The organism is Bacteroides sp. ZJ-18 (assembly GCF_011038705.2).
Classification (GTDB): domain Bacteria; phylum Bacteroidota; class Bacteroidia; order Bacteroidales; family Bacteroidaceae; genus Bacteroides; species Bacteroides hominis.
On the sequence record NZ_CP072198.1, the window covers coordinates 1371985 to 1391405 of the forward strand.

17 protein-coding genes and 2 tRNA genes are annotated in these 19421 nt (G+C 44.1%); 5 read left to right on the forward strand and 14 right to left on the reverse strand.

Annotation, left to right across the window (positions count from 1 at the left end):
- Nucleotides 1–60: 60 nt before the first annotated feature.
- The 11 genes from G7Y45_RS05530 to gadC form a co-directional block, all read right to left on the reverse strand.
- Nucleotides 61–1716, reverse strand: a complete 1656-nt coding sequence (locus G7Y45_RS05530; RefSeq protein ID WP_032531776.1) for an AMP-binding protein — start codon at nt 1714–1716, stop codon at nt 61–63.
- Between the two features lie 17 nt (nt 1717–1733).
- A complete protein-coding gene (locus tag G7Y45_RS05535; RefSeq protein ID WP_005778890.1) occupies nt 1734–2288 on the reverse strand; it encodes a helix-turn-helix domain-containing protein in 555 nt (184 codons plus the stop codon).
- 59 nt (nt 2289–2347) lie between these two features.
- Complete coding sequence (gene proC, locus G7Y45_RS05540) at nt 2348–3121, reverse strand: pyrroline-5-carboxylate reductase (RefSeq protein ID WP_005810731.1); 774 nt, start codon at nt 3119–3121, stop codon at nt 2348–2350.
- 112 nt (nt 3122–3233) lie between these two features.
- Entirely contained in the window at nt 3234–4358 is a 1125-nt protein-coding gene (locus tag G7Y45_RS05545) for an aspartate aminotransferase family protein (protein WP_032542905.1), read from the reverse strand.
- A 6-nt stretch (nt 4359–4364) separates the two neighbouring features.
- Nucleotides 4365–5333 (reverse strand): N-acetyl-gamma-glutamyl-phosphate reductase, encoded by a 969-nt coding sequence (gene argC / locus G7Y45_RS05550; protein WP_005778883.1) that lies wholly within the window; start codon nt 5331–5333, stop codon nt 4365–4367.
- Nucleotides 5330–6535, reverse strand: coding sequence for an argininosuccinate synthase (locus G7Y45_RS05555; protein WP_005778881.1), 1206 nt, complete (start codon nt 6533–6535; stop codon nt 5330–5332). The genes argC and G7Y45_RS05555 overlap by 4 nt, the downstream gene beginning before the upstream one ends.
- Nucleotides 6536–6548: 13 nt before the next feature.
- Nucleotides 6549–7127 (reverse strand): GNAT family N-acetyltransferase, encoded by a 579-nt coding sequence (locus G7Y45_RS05560; protein ID WP_005778879.1) that lies wholly within the window; start codon nt 7125–7127, stop codon nt 6549–6551.
- A 33-nt stretch (nt 7128–7160) separates the two neighbouring features.
- Nucleotides 7161–7634 carry an arginine repressor gene (locus G7Y45_RS05565; RefSeq protein WP_005778877.1) on the reverse strand — a complete coding sequence of 158 codons (474 nt, stop codon included), beginning with the start codon at nt 7632–7634 and terminating at the stop codon, nt 7161–7163.
- Between the two features lie 363 nt (nt 7635–7997).
- Nucleotides 7998–8070 (reverse strand) — tRNA-Pro (locus G7Y45_RS05570).
- Nucleotides 8071–8082: 12 nt separating this feature from the next.
- Nucleotides 8083–8155, reverse strand: a tRNA-Phe gene (locus tag G7Y45_RS05575).
- A 393-nt stretch (nt 8156–8548) separates the two neighbouring features.
- The gene (gene gadC, locus G7Y45_RS05580) at nt 8549–10135 is read right to left on the reverse strand and encodes a putative glutamine/gamma-aminobutyrate antiporter GadC (RefSeq protein WP_005810726.1); all 1587 of its coding nucleotides are present in this window, start codon (nt 10133–10135) and stop codon (nt 8549–8551) included.
- A 218-nt stretch (nt 10136–10353) separates the two neighbouring features.
- Here gadC and G7Y45_RS05585 point away from each other — a divergent pair, with 218 nt between their 5' ends.
- Nucleotides 10354–11091 (forward strand): potassium channel family protein, encoded by a 738-nt coding sequence (locus G7Y45_RS05585; RefSeq protein ID WP_122141462.1) that lies wholly within the window; start codon nt 10354–10356, stop codon nt 11089–11091.
- A gap of 380 nt (nt 11092–11471) precedes the next feature.
- On the opposite strand, the gene G7Y45_RS05590 is transcribed toward G7Y45_RS05585, so the two are convergent.
- Nucleotides 11472–12473 carry a malate dehydrogenase gene (locus tag G7Y45_RS05590; protein WP_005778865.1) on the reverse strand — a complete coding sequence of 334 codons (1002 nt, stop codon included), beginning with the start codon at nt 12471–12473 and terminating at the stop codon, nt 11472–11474.
- Nucleotides 12474–12693: 220 nt separating this feature from the next.
- Between G7Y45_RS05590 and G7Y45_RS05595 the strand changes: the two genes are divergently transcribed.
- From G7Y45_RS05595 to G7Y45_RS05610, 4 genes are all read left to right on the forward strand, one after another.
- The gene (locus G7Y45_RS05595; RefSeq protein ID WP_165016401.1) at nt 12694–13533 is read left to right on the forward strand and encodes a S1 RNA-binding domain-containing protein; all 840 of its coding nucleotides are present in this window, start codon (nt 12694–12696) and stop codon (nt 13531–13533) included.
- A 102-nt stretch (nt 13534–13635) separates the two neighbouring features.
- Nucleotides 13636–14265: a DUF4476 domain-containing protein gene (locus G7Y45_RS05600; RefSeq protein ID WP_005778861.1), complete on the forward strand. Its 630-nt coding sequence runs from the start codon at nt 13636–13638 to the stop codon at nt 14263–14265.
- Nucleotides 14266–14279: 14 nt separating this feature from the next.
- Entirely contained in the window at nt 14280–14948 is a 669-nt protein-coding gene (locus G7Y45_RS05605) for a DUF4476 domain-containing protein (RefSeq protein ID WP_005823008.1), read from the forward strand.
- A 9-nt stretch (nt 14949–14957) separates the two neighbouring features.
- Nucleotides 14958–15854: a hypothetical protein gene (locus G7Y45_RS05610; RefSeq protein WP_005810716.1), complete on the forward strand. Its 897-nt coding sequence runs from the start codon at nt 14958–14960 to the stop codon at nt 15852–15854.
- Nucleotides 15855–16445: 591 nt separating this feature from the next.
- Here G7Y45_RS05610 and G7Y45_RS05615 read toward each other — a convergent pair.
- Together G7Y45_RS05615 and G7Y45_RS05620 are read right to left on the reverse strand one after the other, a co-directional pair.
- Nucleotides 16446–16799: a hypothetical protein gene (locus G7Y45_RS05615; RefSeq protein ID WP_032531754.1), complete on the reverse strand. Its 354-nt coding sequence runs from the start codon at nt 16797–16799 to the stop codon at nt 16446–16448.
- A gap of 550 nt (nt 16800–17349) precedes the next feature.
- Nucleotides 17350–19272, reverse strand: coding sequence for a biosynthetic peptidoglycan transglycosylase (locus G7Y45_RS05620; protein WP_165016399.1), 1923 nt, complete (start codon nt 19270–19272; stop codon nt 17350–17352).
- Between the last annotated feature and the right edge of the window lie 149 nt (nt 19273–19421).

The window sequence follows — 19421 nt, forward strand, 5'->3', positions numbered from 1 at the left end:
AAACGTTTGCTGATTTGTTGGTTTGATCAATATTTTATGTACGAATTTTGTATAATTGGGCTATTTCTCATCATTCTTACGGATTTCCACCCGCCGGATTTTGCCACTGATAGTTTTGGGTAATTCATCTACAAATTCAATGACACGTGGATACTTATAAGGAGCCGTTACTTTTTTCACATGGTTCTGGAGTTCTTTTATCAATTCTTCACCTGCACGTTCTTTATAATCTTTTGCCAGCACAATAGTTGCTTTTACCACTTGCCCTCGAATTTCATCGGGTACACCAGTGATGGCACACTCCACTACAGCAGGGTGAGTCATCAGCGCACTTTCTACTTCAAACGGTCCGATACGGTAACCGGAGCTTTTTATTACGTCATCGGCACGCCCTACAAACCAAAGATAGCCGTCTTCATCTTTCCAGGCCACATCGCCTGTATAATAGATGCCGTCATGCCATGCTTCGTGTGTACGCGCAGCGTCGCGATAATACTCTTTGAACAGTCCCAACGGTTTACCGTTAGTAGTCCGAATAACAATCTGTCCTTGTTCGCCAGCCTCTACCGAACGGCCTTCATAGTCTATCAGGTCAACATCATATTGGGGGTTAGGGACTCCCATGCTTCCCGGTTTCGGTTCCATCCAGGGGAAGGTGGCAACCGTTAGTGTTGTTTCCGTTTGGCCGAACCCTTCCATCAGTTTGATGCCTGTCAGTTTCTTAAATGTATCGAATACTGCCGGATTTAATGCTTCACCGGCAATCGTGCAATATTCCAAGGAAGAAAGATCGTATTTGGTCAGATCTTCGTGAATCAGAAAACGGAAGATTGTGGGAGGGGCACAAAGTGAAGTAACATGGTAGTTTTGTATTTTCTCCAATATGTCGGCTGGAGTAAACTTCTCGTGGTCGTAGACGAAAACATTAGCTCCGGCTATCCATTGTCCGTACAGCTTTCCCCATACAGCTTTTCCCCAACCTGTATCGGCGATGGTGAGATGAAGGCTGTTCTCTTTCAGATTGTGCCAGAAACTACCGGTGACAATATGTCCCAACGGATAGGTGAAATCATGTGCAACCATTTTGGGCTCACCGGTCGTTCCGCTGGTGAAGTACATCAAAGAGATATCATCGTTGGAGTTTGGATGTTCCGGTTTAGCGAAAGGGGCTGCATCTTTAATGCCTTGATGAAAATCTTCGAATCCTTCTGCTATTTCAGGGCCAACACTTACCAAATGTTTCACTGTAGGAGAGTCCGGCATGGCATCTATGATATGTTTAGTAATAACCTCTTCTCCGGCTGCTACGATCATCTTTATATCGGCTGCATTGCAGCGATATACGATGTCTTTCTTGGTTAGCAGGTGGGTGGCAGGGATAACAACGGCTCCCAGCTTATGCAAAGCGATGATGCTGAACCAAAATTCGTAACGTCGTTTCAATATCAGCATGACCATATCACCATGTCCGATGCCCAGACTTTGAAAGTAGGATGCTGTCTGATCTGTATATTGTTTTATATCCGCAAAAGAGAACTGGCGTTGTTCACCTTTATCATTGGTCCATAACAAAGCCGGTTTGTCTGGCTGTTCAGCAGCCCAGGCATCTACTATATCGTATCCGAAGTTGAAGTTTTCCGGAACATTTATCTTTAAGTTCTTGACAAAATCTTCCTGTGAACTGAAGGAAGTTTGCGATAAAAATCTATCTATCATTTTCTTCATTTAAATAATTACATGATTACTGCCAGAAAGCGCACTGTTTTTCCATCCAGTGCTTTCATTCCATGGGGCAGTTTTGAGTTGAAGTACAAGCTGTCTCCTTCGTTTAGTATCAGGTCTTTTCCATCTATGCTGATCATCATGCGACCTTCAAGTACCAAGTTGAACTCCTGGCCGCCATGGCTATTATAGTGTATCGGTTCGTTGTCCGGTTTTGGTTCGACAGTTACGATAAACGGGTCGGCGTTTCGGTTCATAAAGCCCGCCGCTAATGATTGGTATTTATACGCCTTTGTACGTTCTATACTGGTTCCTTTACCTGCACGTGTCAGGAAATAGCTGCTCATCTTAGGCTCTTCTCCGAACATCAGAGCATCAAGAGCTATGCCGTATTTACGTGCGATTTTTTGCAGCATACTTACTGAGATGTCGTAATCTCCGGTTTCTGCAAGACGATATTCTTCCGCTGAAATCTCACAATCACGGGCGATGTCTTCAGCTGTCAGTTCAAGTACGTCACGTAGTCCACGCAGACGTTCTGCTATTTGTTTAATTTGGTCGTCCATATAAATTTAGTGTTTAGTGATTAATGTTTTTGTTTTTTGTGATTAAAATTAGATAATCACTATCTTGATGCTTTCATTGCTTTAATAATGGCAGAGGTAAATCCATTATGCTCTAACTCATTGATACCTTTGATTGTAATTCCGCCGGGAGTAGTCACTTTGTCAATCTCTACACTCGGATGGGTATCGTTGTTCAGTATCAGTTCGGCAGCCCCTTTTACAGATTGCGCAATCATATCCATGGCATCCGACGGGCGGATTCCCATTTCAATACCTGCTTGCATAGCAGCCTGAATATATTTCAGTACATAAGCAATGCCACAAGAGGTTAGAGCAGTAGCTGCTTCCAGCTTGTCCTCAGGCAAAATCATAGCCATCCCCATCTCACTGAAGAGGTTGACCATCAGTGTTTCCAGATCGTGTCCGGCATTTCGTGAAGCTATCAGTGTCATACTTTGTAGTTCGCTGATAGCTGTATTGGGGACAATACGGAACATGGGCATCTCTGGTTCAACGACATCATGCGCCAATTGTTCGAAGCTGATTCCGGCTGCAACGGAAACGAGAATCTGTTTGCTTTTTAGTTTCATTTCGCGGAGCACACTTCTGATTAGCCAGGGTTTCACGGTCAAAATCACAATATCAGCACCGATAGCAGCTTCTGCATTATTGCGAGTGGTAGTGATAGAAGGGAATTCTTTTTTCAACGCTTCCAGTTTTCCGGCACTGGGGTTGGACACTATAATATCGGAAGCCGAGATCAGCTTGCCTTTTGCCAGTCCGCAGGCAATGGAGCCTCCCATATTTCCTGCACCAATGATAGCTACTTTCATATTTTATAATTATTTAGTCTGTTTCTGACAAAGGTATAAGTAAAAAGTGAAAATACGAGCAAACGTGGCAGGTATTTTCACTTTTTCACTTTCCTTATAAGGATGCTGATTATTAACCGAGTACTTTTCTTAGCCGGACAAGGAATTCATCGGCTTCTGCCTTGCTGAGGCAGAGAGGAGGTAGCAAACGGATTACATTCGTACCACTGGCACCGGTAAATACTTTTTGTTCGTGAATCAGGCGGTTGCGGATTTCCTTTACCGGTTGGTCGAACTCCATTCCGATCATAAGTCCGCATCCGCGAACTTCTTTGATTTCTCTGAATTTTTTCAATTCTTCTAACAGATAGGTACCGATGTCGGCTGCATTTTCTACCAACTTTTCCTGTTCAATGACATCCATTACTGCCAGTGCAGCGGAGCAAGCCAGATGATTGCCACCAAAAGTAGTCCCGAGCATGCCATATACCGGTGTGAATATCGGGCTGATCAGTACCCCTGCCATTGGAAATCCGTTTCCAATGCCTTTGGCAACAGTGATTATGTCAGGTTTGATTCCGGCATACTGGTGGGCAAAGAATTTGCCACTACGTCCGTAACCGCTTTGTATCTCGTCCAAGATCAGGATTGTGCCGTTGTCAGTGCAGGCTTTACGGAGTTCCTGCAGGAATTCGGTTGTTGGTATTTTGATACCGCCTACTCCTTGTATGCCTTCAATAATGACAGCACAAACATCTCCTTTTGCCAGTTCGGCTTTCATCGTCTCCGTATCGTTTAGCGGAAGGTAGGTTATATGCCCGTTGGCATTGATCGGAGCTATAATCTTAGGATTATCTGTAGCTTCTACCGCCAGCGAAGTACGCCCGTGAAAAGCTTTGCCGAAAGATATTACTTTGGTCCGTCCGTTATGGAACGAGGCCAATTTCAGTGCATTTTCATTTGCTTCGGCACCACTGTTGATCAGGAATAGGGAGTAATCTTCATATCCGGATAGTTTTCCAAGACGTTCGGCTACCTGTTGCTGTAACTTGTTGATTACAGAATTTGAATAGAAGCCCAGTGTTGCCACTTGCTTGCTAATCATGTCAACATAATGCGGGTGAGCATGTCCGATCGAGATGACAGCATGTCCTCCGTAGAGATCCAGATATTCCGTGCCGTTTTCATCCCAAACGTGACAACCTTTTCCTTTTACTATGTTTATATCAAAAAGGGGATATACGTCAAATAGGTTCATTGCTTTTTAGAATGCAGAGGGTTTAAGGCGCAGGCCTACCGTCTCCTCCAGATTAAACATCAGGTTCATGTTATGGACTGCCTGCCCGGATGCACCTTTCAACAGATTGTCAATACAAGAAATGATCAATAGTTTATCACCGTGTTTTTCCAGGTGAATCAGACATTTATTGGTATTTACTACCTGTTTCAGGTCTATGTTTTTGTCTACGATGTGTACAAACGAGTCTTTGGAATAATATTCCTCATACATGCGTACAATTTCCTCTAATGCTACCTTTGTTTTTACGACTAAAGTAGCAAAAATACCGCGGGGAAAATCACCCCGGTAAGGGATGAAGTCAATTTCTGAATCAAAACTATTCTGTAATTGTTTCAGTGATTGCCTGATTTCGGGAACGTGTTGGTGTTCAAAAGCTTTGTACACGCTCATATTATTGTTTCGCCAACTGAAATGACTGGTGGCTCCAGGTTTTACTCCTGCTCCTGTGCTTCCTGTAATAGCGTTTACCATTACATCTCCGTTTAGCATCAGATGTTTTGCCAATGGAAGTAATCCTAATTGGATACAAGTAGCAAAGCATCCCGGATTGGCTACATGTTTTGCTGTGCAGGTTGCACGGCGATTTAATTCCGGCAGGCCATAAATAAAGTCATGATCCGGTGAAGCAATGCGGTAGTCCATTGATAAATCAATGATTTTCAGATCCTCCGGAATGTTGTGACTTTCTATAAATTTCTTTGTATCTCCATGGGCGGTACAGAAGAAAAGCACATCGATGTCTTCTAACGGGAGTTCGTCGGTAAAGACCAGATCGCACTCTCCGTAAAGTCCTTCATGCACATCGGTAATTTTGTTTCCGGCATTACTGGTACTGTTAACGAATATGATTTCGGTTTCGGGATGGTTGATAAGCAGGCGGATAAGTTCGCCTGCCGTGTATCCTGCTCCGCCAATTATTCCTGCTTTTATCATACTTCTTCGTCTTTATGGTTAGCATAGTAAACACGTAGCGGGGTAGAAGTTACTTTGATGAAGCCTTTAGCGTCTTCGGCTGTCCAACCCTTTTGCATTTCTCCATATTCACCAAATTTGGTTTTTACCAGATCGTCTTGTGACTCTACACCAACGGTGGAGAATGACAAGGGGCGGAGTTCAAGGATTGCAGTACCGTTTACATTGCGCTGAGATTCCTGTAGCATTGCTTCAATATCACGCATTACCGGTTCCAGATACTGGCTTTCGTGAAGGAACATGCCATACCAGTTGGCTACTTGGTCTTTCCAATATTGTTGCCATTTGCTCAGCGTATATTTTTCGAGGAACCGGTGTGCGCCGATGATAAGCATCGGGGCAGCTGCTTCAAATCCAACACGTCCCTTAATGCCGATGATGGTATCTCCTACGTGCATATCACGACCAATACCGTAAGCTGCACCTATTTCTTCCACCTTCTGGATGGCTGCAATCTTGTCTTCAAAGACTTCACCGTTTACAGCATGAAGCTCACCGTTTTTAAATTCAAGACGCAGTAGTTCGCTACCTTCTTTGGTGACTTGTTTCAGATAAGCTGTTTCGGGCAATCCCTGTGCGCTGTCCAGAATTTCTCCTCCACAGATGGAAGTACCCCATAATCCGACGTTATAAGAGTATTTCAGCTTCGTAAAGTCGGCTTCGAAACCATTTTTGTTCAGGTAATCGATTTCCTCCTGACGACTTAGGGCCATATCACGAGTCAGCGTAATGATTTCTACACCCGGAGTCATGACAAGGAAAGTCATGTCAAAGCGAATCTGGTCGTTTCCTGCTCCGGTAGAACCATGTGCAATGGCTTCTGCACCAATCTCCTTGGCATAACGTGCAATGGCCAGTGCCTGGAAGATGCGTTCGGAGCTAACAGAAATCGGGTAAGTGCCATTACGCAGTACGTTGCCGAATATCATGTATTTCAAACTCTTTTCGTAGTATTCCTGAGTGACATCGAGGGTGACATATTTCACAGCACCCAGTTTGTAGGCATTCTCTTCGTTCTGCTTCAGTTGTTCTTCGCTGAAACCGCCTGTGTTGGCGCATGCAGCGTACACTTCATATCCTTTTTCCTTAGCCAGGTACATTACAGTGAACGAGGTATCGAGACCTCCGCTGAATGCAACCACTACTTTCTTTTTCTGTTCCATAGTGCTGTATTTTTTAAATGTTATTTCTTTCTTGTTCCTTTTTAATGTTATGCGGATCTGCCGGATCATATAGCATGGCGGTGCAAATACAGAATTTACGATTCTTTGCCACCAGGATTTCATGGTTAGTGCAACCTTCACATCCTTTCCAGAAAGCTTCGTCATCGGTCAGTTCATTAAATGTGACCGGTACATATCCCAGTTCCGTGTTCATTTTCATCACGGCCGCACCACTGGTCAAACTGAATATTTTAGCTCTCGGCCATCGTAAACGAGCCAACTGAAAAGAGGCCTGTTTGATACGTTTGGCCAATCCTAATCCCCGGAAGTCGGGATGTACAATCAATCCCGATGTAGCAACGTATTGTTTGTTTCCCCATGATTCAATATAAGTAAATCCGGCAAACACATCTCCACTGAGGGCTATGATTGCTTTTCCTTCTTTCATTTTGGTGGCTACGTACTCATGTGTACGTTCTGCTATTCCGGTTCCGCGTACTTTTGCTGCGTTTCTGATTGTCTCCAAAATAGTGTCAACGTAAACCTCATGCGAGGCGTCGGCTACCATAACATCTATTTGTTGAGTGTCCATTTTTGATTTAGTGTAGAGTATAATTGTTGTTAGTTAGTTGATATTCGGAATAATGAGAGACAAGAAACTTCGTACGGCAGTGGGAGTCACTCCTTCGCGCAACACCAGCATGATGGTATCGTCTCCGGCAATCGTTCCCAGAATGGTATCCGACTCACGGTTATCAATGTCGTAAGCCATGCTGCTCGCGTATCCGGGGCGGGTTTTGATTACTGCAATATTTCCGGAGAACTGAAGGGAGATAAATCCATTATTCATTAACATTTCACTGGCACTTTGGTCGCCAACCCGTTTGTACATGATGTCATTGGGCAATACATATACATATTTGCCATTCATGCTGGCAGCTTTGGCTACTTTCAGTTGTTTCAGGTCACGTGAAAGAGTGGCTTGTGTCAGTTCGAATCCTTCCTGTCCTAATTCTTGCAAGAGTTCTTCTTGTGAACCTACTTCTTTACTGGAGATAATCATTTTTATGGCATCTAACCGGTTTGCTTTCTTCTTCATCTTGTATAATTATTCTAAGAATGGCGCAAAAGTATGCAATAATTTGGAAATAGTATGCATAAAAGGCTGTTTTTTTACTCTTTTTATACATAAACATAGCATATATTGTGGAAATATGCAGAAATGGTAGCATGAATATATCTATGCTTGAATGGTTATGTAGTTTTTATGAATTGCTGAATTCTGATTAGAAGCGATATATAAATAAGGTGAAGATATATTTCTATGGAATCAGAACTGATTGGGAGGTGGATAGTTGTATGGAAAGGAAGATTAGGAAAACTGTTGTTTTTAATATAATTCAATTATTCCTCTAAAAAAACAGACAAGCCGCTCAATTTGAACGGCTTGTCTATGCGAATGTCGGAATGAGGCGACTCGAACGCCCGACCCCTACGTCCCGAACGTAGTGCGCTACCAACTGCGCTACATTCCGCTATCTGCAAAGTGGTGCCACCAGGAATCGAACCGGGGACACAAGGATTTTCAGTCCTTTGCTCTACCAACTGAGCTATGGCACCTTTGTGATTGCGGGTGCAAAGATAGGTATAATTTTTAATACTGCAATAGTTTGGCAAAGAAAATATAAAATATTTGCTCAAACGAGGTGAAGAGCATCTTTCTCTTCCGGATTTTAAGATGGATATAATATACATTTCTGATGAAAACGACATTAATTGATACGTTTCTATACATAGGACAGGGCGTTAATTGGGGACATAACTTGCCATCTGTATTATTAGGAGGAAAGGTTTTTTTAAATGTAGTCATTTTTAGTAAAATAAAGGTTTACTCTTCCTTTGACATCCTGAATGGTTTCTCCAAAGAAATAAGAGGTTGTATCCGGTAGAATTTAGATTAAATCTCCGGATACAACCTCTTTCATTCAGGTAGATAGATATTTCCTTTTAACTTTACTTTTGCGGAGTGTCCTTATCAGAAGGAGCAGAACCTGCTGACGGTGCAGAAGTAGTATTGGTGGAAGTGTTAGCACCGCTTACAGCCGGGCCGGATACTGTTGCAGTAACGGGAGCTGCTTGTGGTTTGGCTTGTGCTTCCCAGTGGAAGGGTTCAAAAGTACTGTTGGGGTCGGCCCATGATGGTTTCTTTGCTGCGTAGATGATGAACGGAGCAATCACTACGATCAGTGCGCCGATGATCAATACTGAGAACCATACAGTGTTGCTGCCGGTAGAGATTTGGCTGGGCGGAATGAAGCTGAGGATGAATGCCAGCAATGAGCCAAGGAAGCCCAGGCCGCCTACAATCCACATTAAACCATTACCCTTCTTACCGATACGGAACGGACGGTTGGCCTTCTTCATGTTATAGCGCAGATAGATGGCGCCGGAGAACATAAGCAAGTACATCACCAGATAAAGAATAACTGTCAACTGTGACAAAATCTGATAGAAACTCTGTACGGAAGGCATAACCACAAACAAAAGGCTCAATACGGTAACAGCACCACCCTGAACGAACAGAATGTTTTTCTGTACACCCAGTTTGTTGGTCTTCTGGAAGAACGGAGGCATATAACCGGCCTTACCTACGGCAAAGATACCTTTTGACGGACCGGCAACCCATGTCAATACACCTGCCAACACACCAAATGCAAGGGCGATGGCGATGATTGGTGATAACCAGGAGGCATGGATATATCTGAAGTAATTATCGAAACCTACAAGTAAACTCTGTGTCAGGTTAATGTCTTTTGCCGGGATGATGATACCCAGTGAGAAAGTACCTAAAACGAAGATAATAACTGTGATCAAAGCACCGATGAATACGGCCTTAGGATAGTTCTTTGAAGGGTTTTGCATGTCTTTCACATGAATGCCGCCCATCTCCATTCCGGCATAAAACAAGAAGATACTGGCAGCCAGTACAACATTATCAAAGTTTGTGAGATCCGGGAAAAAACTGCTGTGGAAATCCAAATTGGAATGTCCTCCTGTTGCTAAATAAGCGATGCCGAGAATAATTAAAAGAGCTGCAGGAATAATAGTTCCTACAAGTCCGCCAACTTTCGCTACTTTACCAACCCATCCCATACCCTTGAGAGAGATGAATGTGGCTAACCAATAGATGATTAAAACAACGATTAAGGTGTAAATCTTATTGCTGGCTAACGTCATATCGTGTGCGTCATTCGTTCCGATAAAAGCTATGGAAACAGCACCAAAGGTGAGCACTGTAGGATACCAGATGGTACTTTCAATCCATTGTAACCAGATGGCAAGGAATCCTAATTTTTTTCCGTATGCTTCGCCTACCCAACGGAACACACCACCTTGTTTGTCTTGGAACATGGCAGCCAATTCCGCCGCAACGAGTGATGTCGGAATAAGGAATACGATAGCTGCGAAAAGATAATAGAAGGCCGAACTCATTCCATATACGGCCTCGGCAGGAAGTCCACGTAGGGATACTACTGCCGTTACGTTCATGATCGCCAGGGTGAATACCCCCAGTTTCACTGCTTGTTTAATATTTGCCATAAGTTAAGGTTTTAAGTGAAAAATATTTTTAAGTCAGTGTCTATAACAACGTTTAACGTAAGATGTTTCAGTTTACTAACGTCAAACTTGGTTAATTAACATCGGCCAAGAGTGAGAAAACCGGTTTTCCTCCTGATCTTGATTCGATATCAAACAAATCGTGTATGACTCTTGTTCCTTTTGCATAATTAAAAATAACCCATAAAATATCAGTGCTTATGAAAATGGCTCTTTCTGATTTTTCTTTACGGAAGAAAGGGATCTACGGCATTCTGCATGTCATCATCCTGCTGCTTTCTCTTTTTCTGGTCATCAGTATTTCGATTGATACATTCAAGGGCATCCCTTTTTATACTCAGTCGGTATATATGAAAGTCCAGTTGTGGATTTGTGTCTTGTTCCTGTTCGACTTTATTCTCGAATTGTTTCTTTCGAAAAACAAATGGCACTATCTCAGTACACACTTCATTTTCCTGCTGGTGGCGATACCCTACCAGAATATTATATCGTATATGGGATGGACTTTCTCTCCCGAAGTGACTTATATGATTCGTTTCGTTCCCTTAGTACGGGGTGGGTATGCGATGGCCATTGTGGTAGGTTGGCTCACTTATAATAAGGCTTCCGGTCTGTTTGTCTCTTATTTGACTATGCTGCTTGCCACTGTCTATTTTTCCAGTCTGGCTTTCTTTGTGCTTGAGCATAAAGTCAACCCGCTGGTGACCGGTTACGGAGATGCGCTCTGGTGGGCATTTATGGATGTGACTACGGTTGGTTCCAACATCATTGCCGTCACCGTGACGGGACGTGTACTCTCGGTGCTGCTGGCTGCACTGGGTATGATGATGTTCCCGATTTTTACTGTTTATGTCACTAGTCTGATTCAGAAGAAGAATAAAGAGAAAGAAGAATATTACAAGCAGTTGGAGACGGCCGATGACAGTAAACAAAAGTAAGGCTTTTCAGCTCTTTGTCCCGCAGGGACGGGAGTTGATATAGAGAAAGGGAAATAGCTCTATTCGGAGAATGCGTCATTGGAGTGCGTACCCTATGGGAGGGCATCTGTCACGTCGAATGCCGGTTCCGTTTACATACCGGGGTAAATGCTTTTACGTACCGGGGTAAATGGCTTTACATACCGAGGTAAATGCTTTTACATGCCGGGGTAAATGGTTTTACATAGAAAGGGGAAATTCAGGTAAATATAATCTGCTGGTTATCAGTGTTACTGAGGCGGTCGCCCAAGTCGATGTTTTCCGGATAAAACTAAAAATACTGCCCATCCGCATATGGCAGACAGGCAGTATTCCAACTAATTAAACTTTGTATGATGTCATCAATTTATATGCTTGTTCAGCTCGTGCCATTTATTGATTTCCGGAAGGATACCCATAGCTATCACTTCATCACGCAGTTTGCATAAGTGAGCGTAGCTCTCTTCCATTTCTTTCTGTTCTTCAGGAGTACCTTGTACTTCTTTATAGCTAACGCCTTCTTTGGTGATGGAAGTTTCCATTGCCATCAGGATGTGGTCGAACTTCTTGTCAGATACATAAGTGCCTGCCGGCCAGCGGAAAGGTTGTCCGCCCATGGCTGCCGCGATCATTTCGATAGACAGATAAGCCGGGCTTTGGAATGAAGAGCGTCCGCGCAGATCAATGATGTGTTTTCCACCTTGAATAACGCGTACTTTCAGATCTTCCCAATCCTGCATAGGCATGCGTGGAGTATCGATGATCTTGGTCAGCGCTTCACCTTGTACTTTAGTGGTAGAAGCAAATACGGCCATCTGTTCTCCGTGGCCGCCATATGTACGGCAGTTTACAATTTCGGATGCGGGGATATGGAGGTACTTCACCAGTTCGTTTTGCAGGCGGGTGCTGTCCAGAGCGGCCAGTGTGGATACCTGTGACGGTTTCAAGCCGGCATAGAGCAATACAATCAGTCCGGTGATATCGGCAGGATTGAACACTACGACCACATGTTTCACATCCGGGCAATACTGGCGGATATCTTTACCAAACTGGGCTGCGATTTCTGCGTTACCTTTCAACAAGTCTTCACGGGTCATGCCTGCTTTACGGGCGGCACCACCGGATGACACAATGTACTTCGCACCTGATAAAGCTTCTTTGATATCTGAAGTGTAAGTCAGGTTTACGCCTTCGAACGCACAGTGGTACAGCTCCTCGGCTACACCTTCCAAAGCGGGTGCATAAGGATCATACAGACAAATGTTCGGAGTCAGTTTCATCATCAGGGCAGTCTGTGCCATGTTAGAGCCAATCATTCCGGCAGCTCCTACGATCGTAAGTTTTTCGTTGGTTAAGAATTCCATAATTTATATCTTTTTTTAATTCGACAATTGCTTTGTTTCTTGTTTCCGGTGCAAAGATAACTCGTTTAAACGCAGGTTGTTTATCGAAAAAAGTTTTGCGCTATAATGAAAAGTTATCGTCTGCGGATGATAACAAACAGATGCAGCGATATGTTTTTCGACGGCTTATTATTCTTACGTCTGTTTTTTATTTATCTTTGTCACAAACTGAATGAAGATTATGAGTATTGAATTAGGAAAATTCAACCAGCTTGAGGTAGTCAAGCAGGTAGATTTCGGTATGTATCTGGATGGCGGAGAAGAAGGCGAAATTCTGCTGCCTACCCGTTATGTGCCCGAAGATTGTAAGGTGGGAGACTGGTTGAACGTCTTCCTCTATCTGGATAATGAAGAACGGTTGATAGCCACTACGCTGACACCTTTGGTACAAGTAGGCGAGTTTGCTTGTCTGGAGGTATCCTGGGTCAATCAGTTCGGAGCTTTCCTCAATTGGGGACTGATGAAGGACCTGTTTGTCCCTTTCAGTGAGCAGAAGATGAAGATGCAGGTAGGGAATAAATACGTCATTCATGTCTACATTGACGATGAAAGTTTCCGCATCGTAGCTTCAGCCAAGGTAGACCGCTATTTGTCCAAAGAGAAAGCTCCTTATCAGCCGGGCGAAGAGGTGAACATACTTATCTGGCAGAAGACGGACCTTGGGTTTAAGGCGATCATTGAGAATATGTACAGTGGTTTGCTGTATGATAGTGAGATCTTTCAGACCTTACATACGGGCGATACGCTGAAAGCATATATTAAGCAGGTACGCGAAGACGGCAAGATAGACCTGATTCTCCAGAAACCGGGTTTTGAGAAAGTTGATGATTTCTCAAAAACACTTTACCACTATATTGCAGACCACGGCGGACGGATCGGATTGAATGACAAGAGCCCTGCCGAAGAGATTTACGATGTTTTCGGTGTCAGTAAGAAGACATTCAAGAAAGCCGTTGGCGACTTATATAAGAAACGTCTGATCCTGCTCCACGAAGACGGAATCGAGTTGGTTCGTCCCTAAACTGAATAGGGAAAACCCTACGTATGAATAGACAGAATCATTAGGGTGGGGAGTTTCCTCACCCTATTTTTGTGATATTAAAAACAATAAAAACTAAACGATATGCGAAAAGTAATCATAACCCTTTGTTTCTTGTTCGCTGCATTTATGGCACAAGCCGGAAGAATCAGCGGAATAAATATCCAGAGTGCAGGTGAGGCGATTCTTGTCTTTATGGATGGCGAACAGATATGCACGCCGACAGAGACTTGCTTCATTGCCAACTATTCGGGCAGACACCGCATAGAGGTATATGCCGCACGCTATATCCCGCGCACCGGACAGAGTGTAAAAGGAGATTTGTTGTTTCAGGAATGGGTGTCAAATCCCGGTATGAACATACGCGATATCCGGGTAGGTAGAGAGGGTCGTCCCGGATACGGATATGATGTGGTGATGAACCGTGCAGAGTTCGACCGCTTTCTGAGAACAGTGAAAGATAAGCCTTTCGATTCTGACCGCAATAAACTGATCGAGACTACGCTTGTCTCTACCGGCTTTACTTCCGATCAATGCCTCCAGTTGGTTAAGTTGTTCAGTTTCGACAGTGAAAAAATAAAGCTGATGCAGGCCATGTATCCGCGGATTGTTGATAAACCGAATTTTTATCTGGTTATTGAGAGTCTGACCTTTCAGTCCGATAAGAATAAGATGAACGAATTTGTGAGAAAATACCATAGTCAACGTAACTAAAACCTATATAAATTATGAAAAAGATACATGTTTCAGCAATACTACTTTTGCTCGTTGTCATGAGTAGTTGTGCCAGCCTGTTGGCAGATTTCAGGAACAGCCAACTGATGGGTATTCAGAAAGGAATGACGCAACAAGAGGTGAAAACCATTCTTGGAGAACCGAACTACAGACGCTTTGATGGTGGCATGGAAGAGTGGGAATATCGCGGGTACCTTTCCAAAGCAGGGCCTTCGGTGATTTGCGTTAACTTTATAGACAACCGTGTCATAGGGCTGGATTCGTTCAAGGACGGTGCACCCACTGTTCCTCCCGCTCCATCTTTCTCTTTAGGTATTGGCGGTACAGTTTCCGCTTCGGAAGTGGGGCATTCCTATAGCTACAGGGCAATGAGAAATGATGAATTTGCCCGCTTCCTGAATGATGCAAAGAGTAAAACATTCGACTCGGACAGGACGGACTTTATCGAAAAAGCAGCGAGTTCTACCGGGTTTACTTCAGAGCAATGCCGTAGACTGATAAAACTTTATAGCTTTGATGATGACCGCACTAAGGTGCTGAAGATACTTTACCCGAGTGTAGTGGATAAAGATAACTTCTCCATAGCAGTAGATGAACTGGACTTCCTGTCGAATCAAAGTACTGTGAAGGATTTTGTGAAGAATTATAATAGAACTAAATAGACTTGAGATATGAAGAAACGAGTACTGATATTCTTTCTGGCCATCGGAATCACTGCTGTAAGTAGTGTGAGCATGGCTGCCATGAGCAATAGCCGCATTCGTAAGGAGACTCGTTTCCTTACCGACAAGATGGCCTATGAATTGAACCTGAGTACGGGACAATATAATGATGTATACGAAATCAATTATGATTTTGTTTACTCCATCCGTTATCTGATGGACGATGTGATGCGGGGAGAAGAGTGGGCGCTCGATAAATACTATCGCACGTTGGATATTCGTAACGATGACTTACGATGGGTGCTGACTGCTTCACAGTATCGGCGTTTTATAGGGGTGGATTATTTCTATCGCCCGATTTACGCCAATGGCGGAGGCTGGAGCTTCCGGGTCTATATCCGGTATACAAACCATAACCACTTCTATTTCGGAAAGCCTTACCACTATAGCAGTTATTGCGGCGGACACTATCGTACGCACTATCATAACAGCTATTATCGCGGACGTTACCGGCATGATTTCTATTCCGGTTCCCACAGCATAAGAGATCACCGGAATTATAACACGCACCGTCGTTCCGATTTCGGTACGGTAACTATACGTCCTAATTCGGCACGGAGAGATGATGTGCGGAGGAATGATGTGCGGAGGGAAAGTTCTGCCTCACGAGATAAAAACAGGGTGACTCCGAGGAGTTCGGCAACTCCCAATAGGGTGACTCCTGAACGTACGGATAGCAGACGCAGTAGTAGCCGGAGCCAGGAGAGGGTGAAGAGTAATAATGGCACCCGAAGTTCAGTCTCTGAGCGTTCTTCTTCAAGCAGACGCAGCAGTGGAAATTCTGCTTCAGGCAGTAGCCGTAGTTCTTCTTCCCGCTCGTCGGAAAGAGGGAGCCGGGATAAATAACGTCAGTTCGACGAATCTTATTTGTCTGCATTTCGATCTTCCATCTTCCACCTTTTTGCGTTTATTACTCTAATAATCAAAGAGATATCCGGGTGGAAGATCGCATTTTTCAGTCCTTTATCTTCCACCCGTATCTTCCATCTTCCACCTACTGTTTTAAGGCAAAAATAAGGCGTAAAATGCTGGTCATCAGCCGAAAGATACGCCTTTCTTAAGCAAATAGACCTCTTAAAGCATTTCGTTTTCCCTTGTTGTTTAACCGGAAATGGTGCAATCTGCATCCGGTTCCGGGCAGGCGTGCCCATGAGCCCGGGTACACGTGCCCATGAGTTTGTATACCTGGGCTTATAAGCCCAGGTATACGGGACGAGATAAAGATACCGACATGAATGATTAAATATTGATAATTAGATGATTAAATATGAAATAGAATAGAGAAGCGATTCATGTGAACTGGTTAAATGAAAGAAAAAGAACCGCTGTCCTCCGGGGGGTAGAGTGGCAGCGGTTCGACGAGTTAACTGGTTTGGTGAGTCGGATTTAGATTTAAAGTCAATTATAAAAGAGAATTTATTATGAAAGATCAAAGTACTATAGCCCGTCTATAATGACAGGCGTTTTGTGATAATGGTTCTTTTTGCATATTTGATTGATCCGGGATATATATTTGGAAGTGGCATACGCCTGGCTTGGTGTACGTTTCAGGCACGAATATTTCACTTTATGAATTTCTAAAAGAAGTTCGGCTACAAAGACAATCATGTCTGCACGTTCGATATGGGAAGGTGAACAGAAACACTCTGAATATTCATAATCCCGCGTAGAGAGTGTATAATGCAGAATCTTTTTACCTCGCTGAAAAATAAAATCCAACCGATACCAACCGTTTGCGTTGGTTCTGCGCCGGTGGAAAGACAAGATTTTGATAGTAGATTGTTTGCCCATAGCTCAAACGTATATCGGGCAGGGAAAAATGAACGGCCCTGCTGACCCGCTGAACTATATCAATTTCGATGCGAAACAAAGAAATAACATATGCTAACCCATTACGGAATTAGACACGGGGGCAGAGCCGTCTTTATCCTGAAGCTACGGACATATACATGTAATACGCCCGTAGCCAGTTTAAAACAAAGAGATGTATCTCTTAGTTTCGCCAACAAAAAATTGATAATAGTTCACCACAAAGATGGTGATAATTTTTGAATTACCATAGCAAACGGCTAAAAAATGTACAATGAAACACTTTTTGCGCTGGAATTGTTTGCTGAATACCCTTTGTATAGGGGGACTTAACAAAAAAAGAACGGTTCTGTGTCGGTAAATGCTCTCTTAGTAGATAAATCAGTTAGGATGGGGATGTGTCAAAAGCCTTTTCACCACATAGATTATCACAGATTAACAACTTTACTAATCAATGACTTAAAATTCACTCTGTGTCCTCTGTGTCCTCTGTGGTGAGTTTCCTCCTATTCTGCTTTTGGTATCTGATAAATTACTGTATGCTGTCTCTCTCCAAGTCTTTCCTTGCTTCGCCGGCCACATTTATCTCCGGGCGGATACTGTCCGCCGTTGCTTCGCTGATAACTCCTTTTTTTGCCAGTCGTTCGGCTATCAATCGATAATAGCCTTCCAGGTTTTCTTTCAGTTTCATGTCACCGGTGAACGAATTTCGGAAATGCTTGGGCTTCGGAATGATGGATGCCAGGAAGATGGACTCCTCGGCTGTCAGTTGAGACGGGCGTTTTTTAAAGTAGTAGGCAGCAGCCTCCTGTGCTCCGTAGACAAGCGGCCCCCATTCCACTATGTTCAGATATACTTCGTACATCCTGTCTTTGGAAGTGAGACGTTCCGTTTCTATCAGCCAGACGATCAGGGCTTCTTCCAGTTTCCGGGCGATGTTTTTGTTCCGGTTCAGGAATACGTTTTTTACCAGCTGCATGGTGATGGTACTTCCCCCACGGGCAAAACGTTTCACTTTCAGGTCTTGTATCAATGCTTCACGCATGGCATCGGGAAGAAAGCCCCGGTGATAGTAGAAAGCTCCGTCTTCACTTTGCATCACAGACATTTGCAATAGTGGGGAGATGCTGTCCAGTGGCGTGAAATGCTCCCATGAGGGGCCTATGGGGAAAGTGCGTACCGGCTGTCCGTTTTCGTAAGCCGTATAGATAAACTCTTCCGACATTTTACCAAGGTCTGTGGCTCCGTATTTCACAATGCGGAAGTTTCTCTCCTTTAATTCCGATTCCAGCTTCAGGCTGTCCGGTAGGGCAAAGTCCACATCCAGCAAGAAATGATAGGACAGCTCGCCGTCCGTCTTTATCCCTTCCAGATTGCTGAATAGTCCTTTGGGGAGCGAGCCGAAGAGTTCGTTTGCCGGAAACCAGGACTTGTTTAAAGCTGCTGTGAAGTGCCATTGGTGTTCTCTCTTCTCAGCTTTCAGATAAGGATGAAGCTGCATCTGGTTGAATTGCACCAAGGTTGTGCTGTCCAGTTCGGCGAACTCTTTACCCACAAGAACCCGGTAGGATATTTGTCCGCGGTCCAGATTGACTGTTTGAGGGGAAAGAGCTTTGTGATACACTTCAAGTCCGTTGACTGCTGCTTGTCCTGTCAGTATAATCTGACCGCTGTTTCCTTCCGATTCAGTCAGGCTATAGGTAAGGGTATCCAAGCGAATGTCCGCACCGAAACGGCGTTTGAGATAGGGGAGGGCGATCTTCTCCTTATGCTGTGCATAAAGTTCGGCTTTTAGCGTGTGGTTGCTTCGGTTTACCTCTCCACAGGTGGTCCAGTGTTGGCTTACCGAATCTTCCTGTACTTCGATATCGGAGTTGAAATGGTTTTGCCGTATGCTTAATTGCGGGATGCGGATGGCTACGAAGTTACGGTCTTTCCGTTCGCTGACGTCGACTTGACGCAGTGTTCCGTTTTCGGGTAAGAAGCCATAGAGCAGGTTCAGTATCCTGTTCACTCTGTGGGCATAGTCGGCTTGTGCCGAACCGGCCGGTACCTCCTGTTCCTTTTTCAGGAAGAGGAAGTCATAATTAGCTGTGCTGTCTGCTTTGATGAATGAAACTTTCAGCCGGTCGGCGGTTACGTTGCGTACTTCGATCTTTCCGCGTAGCAGTTTCCAGAAGCTGAGGCGCATGTTCAGGGCATGCAGGGTGAGGAGGGTGTCCCGCTTGTCAGGGACTACGGAAAGATTGCTCAGCTCGATTTCGTTCAGCCCTTTCATTCGCAAGGCATCGTAGCGGATGGATAATCCGTATTTTTGTTCGGTGCGCAGTATCCGCTTGCCAACCATTCGGCAGAGAATTCCGTTGCGTCCCCAATATAAACCTGTCAGAACAAGGATCAGGACACTTCCTGCAATGATGAGAGCGATGCTCCCTTTCGTACGATATTTTCCCATTATGATATGTAAACTACGGATTTATCGGCTGCAAAGTTATACAATTCCGGGAGGATGGATGATGCTCTTTCCGGAAAAATATTCTATCTTTGAGAAATCGATCATATGAGATACCGTGAAACAACTACGAACAGATAGACAGACTCTCA

What these genes read in the sequence shown, in the direction of transcription:
- G7Y45_RS05530 (WP_032531776.1), bottom strand. Translation starts at nt 1,716, where the DNA reads ATGATAGATAGATTTTTATCGCAAACTTCCTTCAGTTCACAGGAAGAT.
- G7Y45_RS05585 (WP_122141462.1), top strand. Translation starts at nt 10,354, where the DNA reads ATGAAAATGGCTCTTTCTGATTTTTCTTTACGGAAGAAAGGGATCTAC.
- G7Y45_RS05555 (WP_005778881.1), bottom strand. Translation starts at nt 6,535, where the DNA reads ATGGAACAGAAAAAGAAAGTAGTGGTTGCATTCAGCGGAGGTCTCGAT.
- proC (WP_005810731.1), bottom strand. Translation starts at nt 3,121, where the DNA reads ATGAAAGTAGCTATCATTGGTGCAGGAAATATGGGAGGCTCCATTGCC.
- G7Y45_RS05620 (WP_165016399.1), bottom strand. Translation starts at nt 19,272, where the DNA reads ATGGGAAAATATCGTACGAAAGGGAGCATCGCTCTCATCATTGCAGGA.
- G7Y45_RS05590 (WP_005778865.1), bottom strand. Translation starts at nt 12,473, where the DNA reads ATGGAATTCTTAACCAACGAAAAACTTACGATCGTAGGAGCTGCCGGA.
- G7Y45_RS05605 (WP_005823008.1), top strand. Translation starts at nt 14,280, where the DNA reads ATGAAAAAGATACATGTTTCAGCAATACTACTTTTGCTCGTTGTCATG.
- G7Y45_RS05535 (WP_005778890.1), bottom strand. Translation starts at nt 2,288, where the DNA reads ATGGACGACCAAATTAAACAAATAGCAGAACGTCTGCGTGGACTACGT.
- G7Y45_RS05615 (WP_032531754.1), bottom strand. Translation starts at nt 16,799, where the DNA reads ATGGGCAAACAATCTACTATCAAAATCTTGTCTTTCCACCGGCGCAGA.
- G7Y45_RS05545 (WP_032542905.1), bottom strand. Translation starts at nt 4,358, where the DNA reads ATGAACCTATTTGACGTATATCCCCTTTTTGATATAAACATAGTAAAA.
- G7Y45_RS05610 (WP_005810716.1), top strand. Translation starts at nt 14,958, where the DNA reads ATGAAGAAACGAGTACTGATATTCTTTCTGGCCATCGGAATCACTGCT.
- argC (WP_005778883.1), bottom strand. Translation starts at nt 5,333, where the DNA reads ATGATAAAAGCAGGAATAATTGGCGGAGCAGGATACACGGCAGGCGAA.
- G7Y45_RS05595 (WP_165016401.1), top strand. Translation starts at nt 12,694, where the DNA reads ATGAGTATTGAATTAGGAAAATTCAACCAGCTTGAGGTAGTCAAGCAG.
- G7Y45_RS05600 (WP_005778861.1), top strand. Translation starts at nt 13,636, where the DNA reads ATGCGAAAAGTAATCATAACCCTTTGTTTCTTGTTCGCTGCATTTATG.
- G7Y45_RS05565 (WP_005778877.1), bottom strand. Translation starts at nt 7,634, where the DNA reads ATGAAGAAGAAAGCAAACCGGTTAGATGCCATAAAAATGATTATCTCC.
- G7Y45_RS05560 (WP_005778879.1), bottom strand. Translation starts at nt 7,127, where the DNA reads ATGGACACTCAACAAATAGATGTTATGGTAGCCGACGCCTCGCATGAG.
- gadC (WP_005810726.1), bottom strand. Translation starts at nt 10,135, where the DNA reads ATGGCAAATATTAAACAAGCAGTGAAACTGGGGGTATTCACCCTGGCG.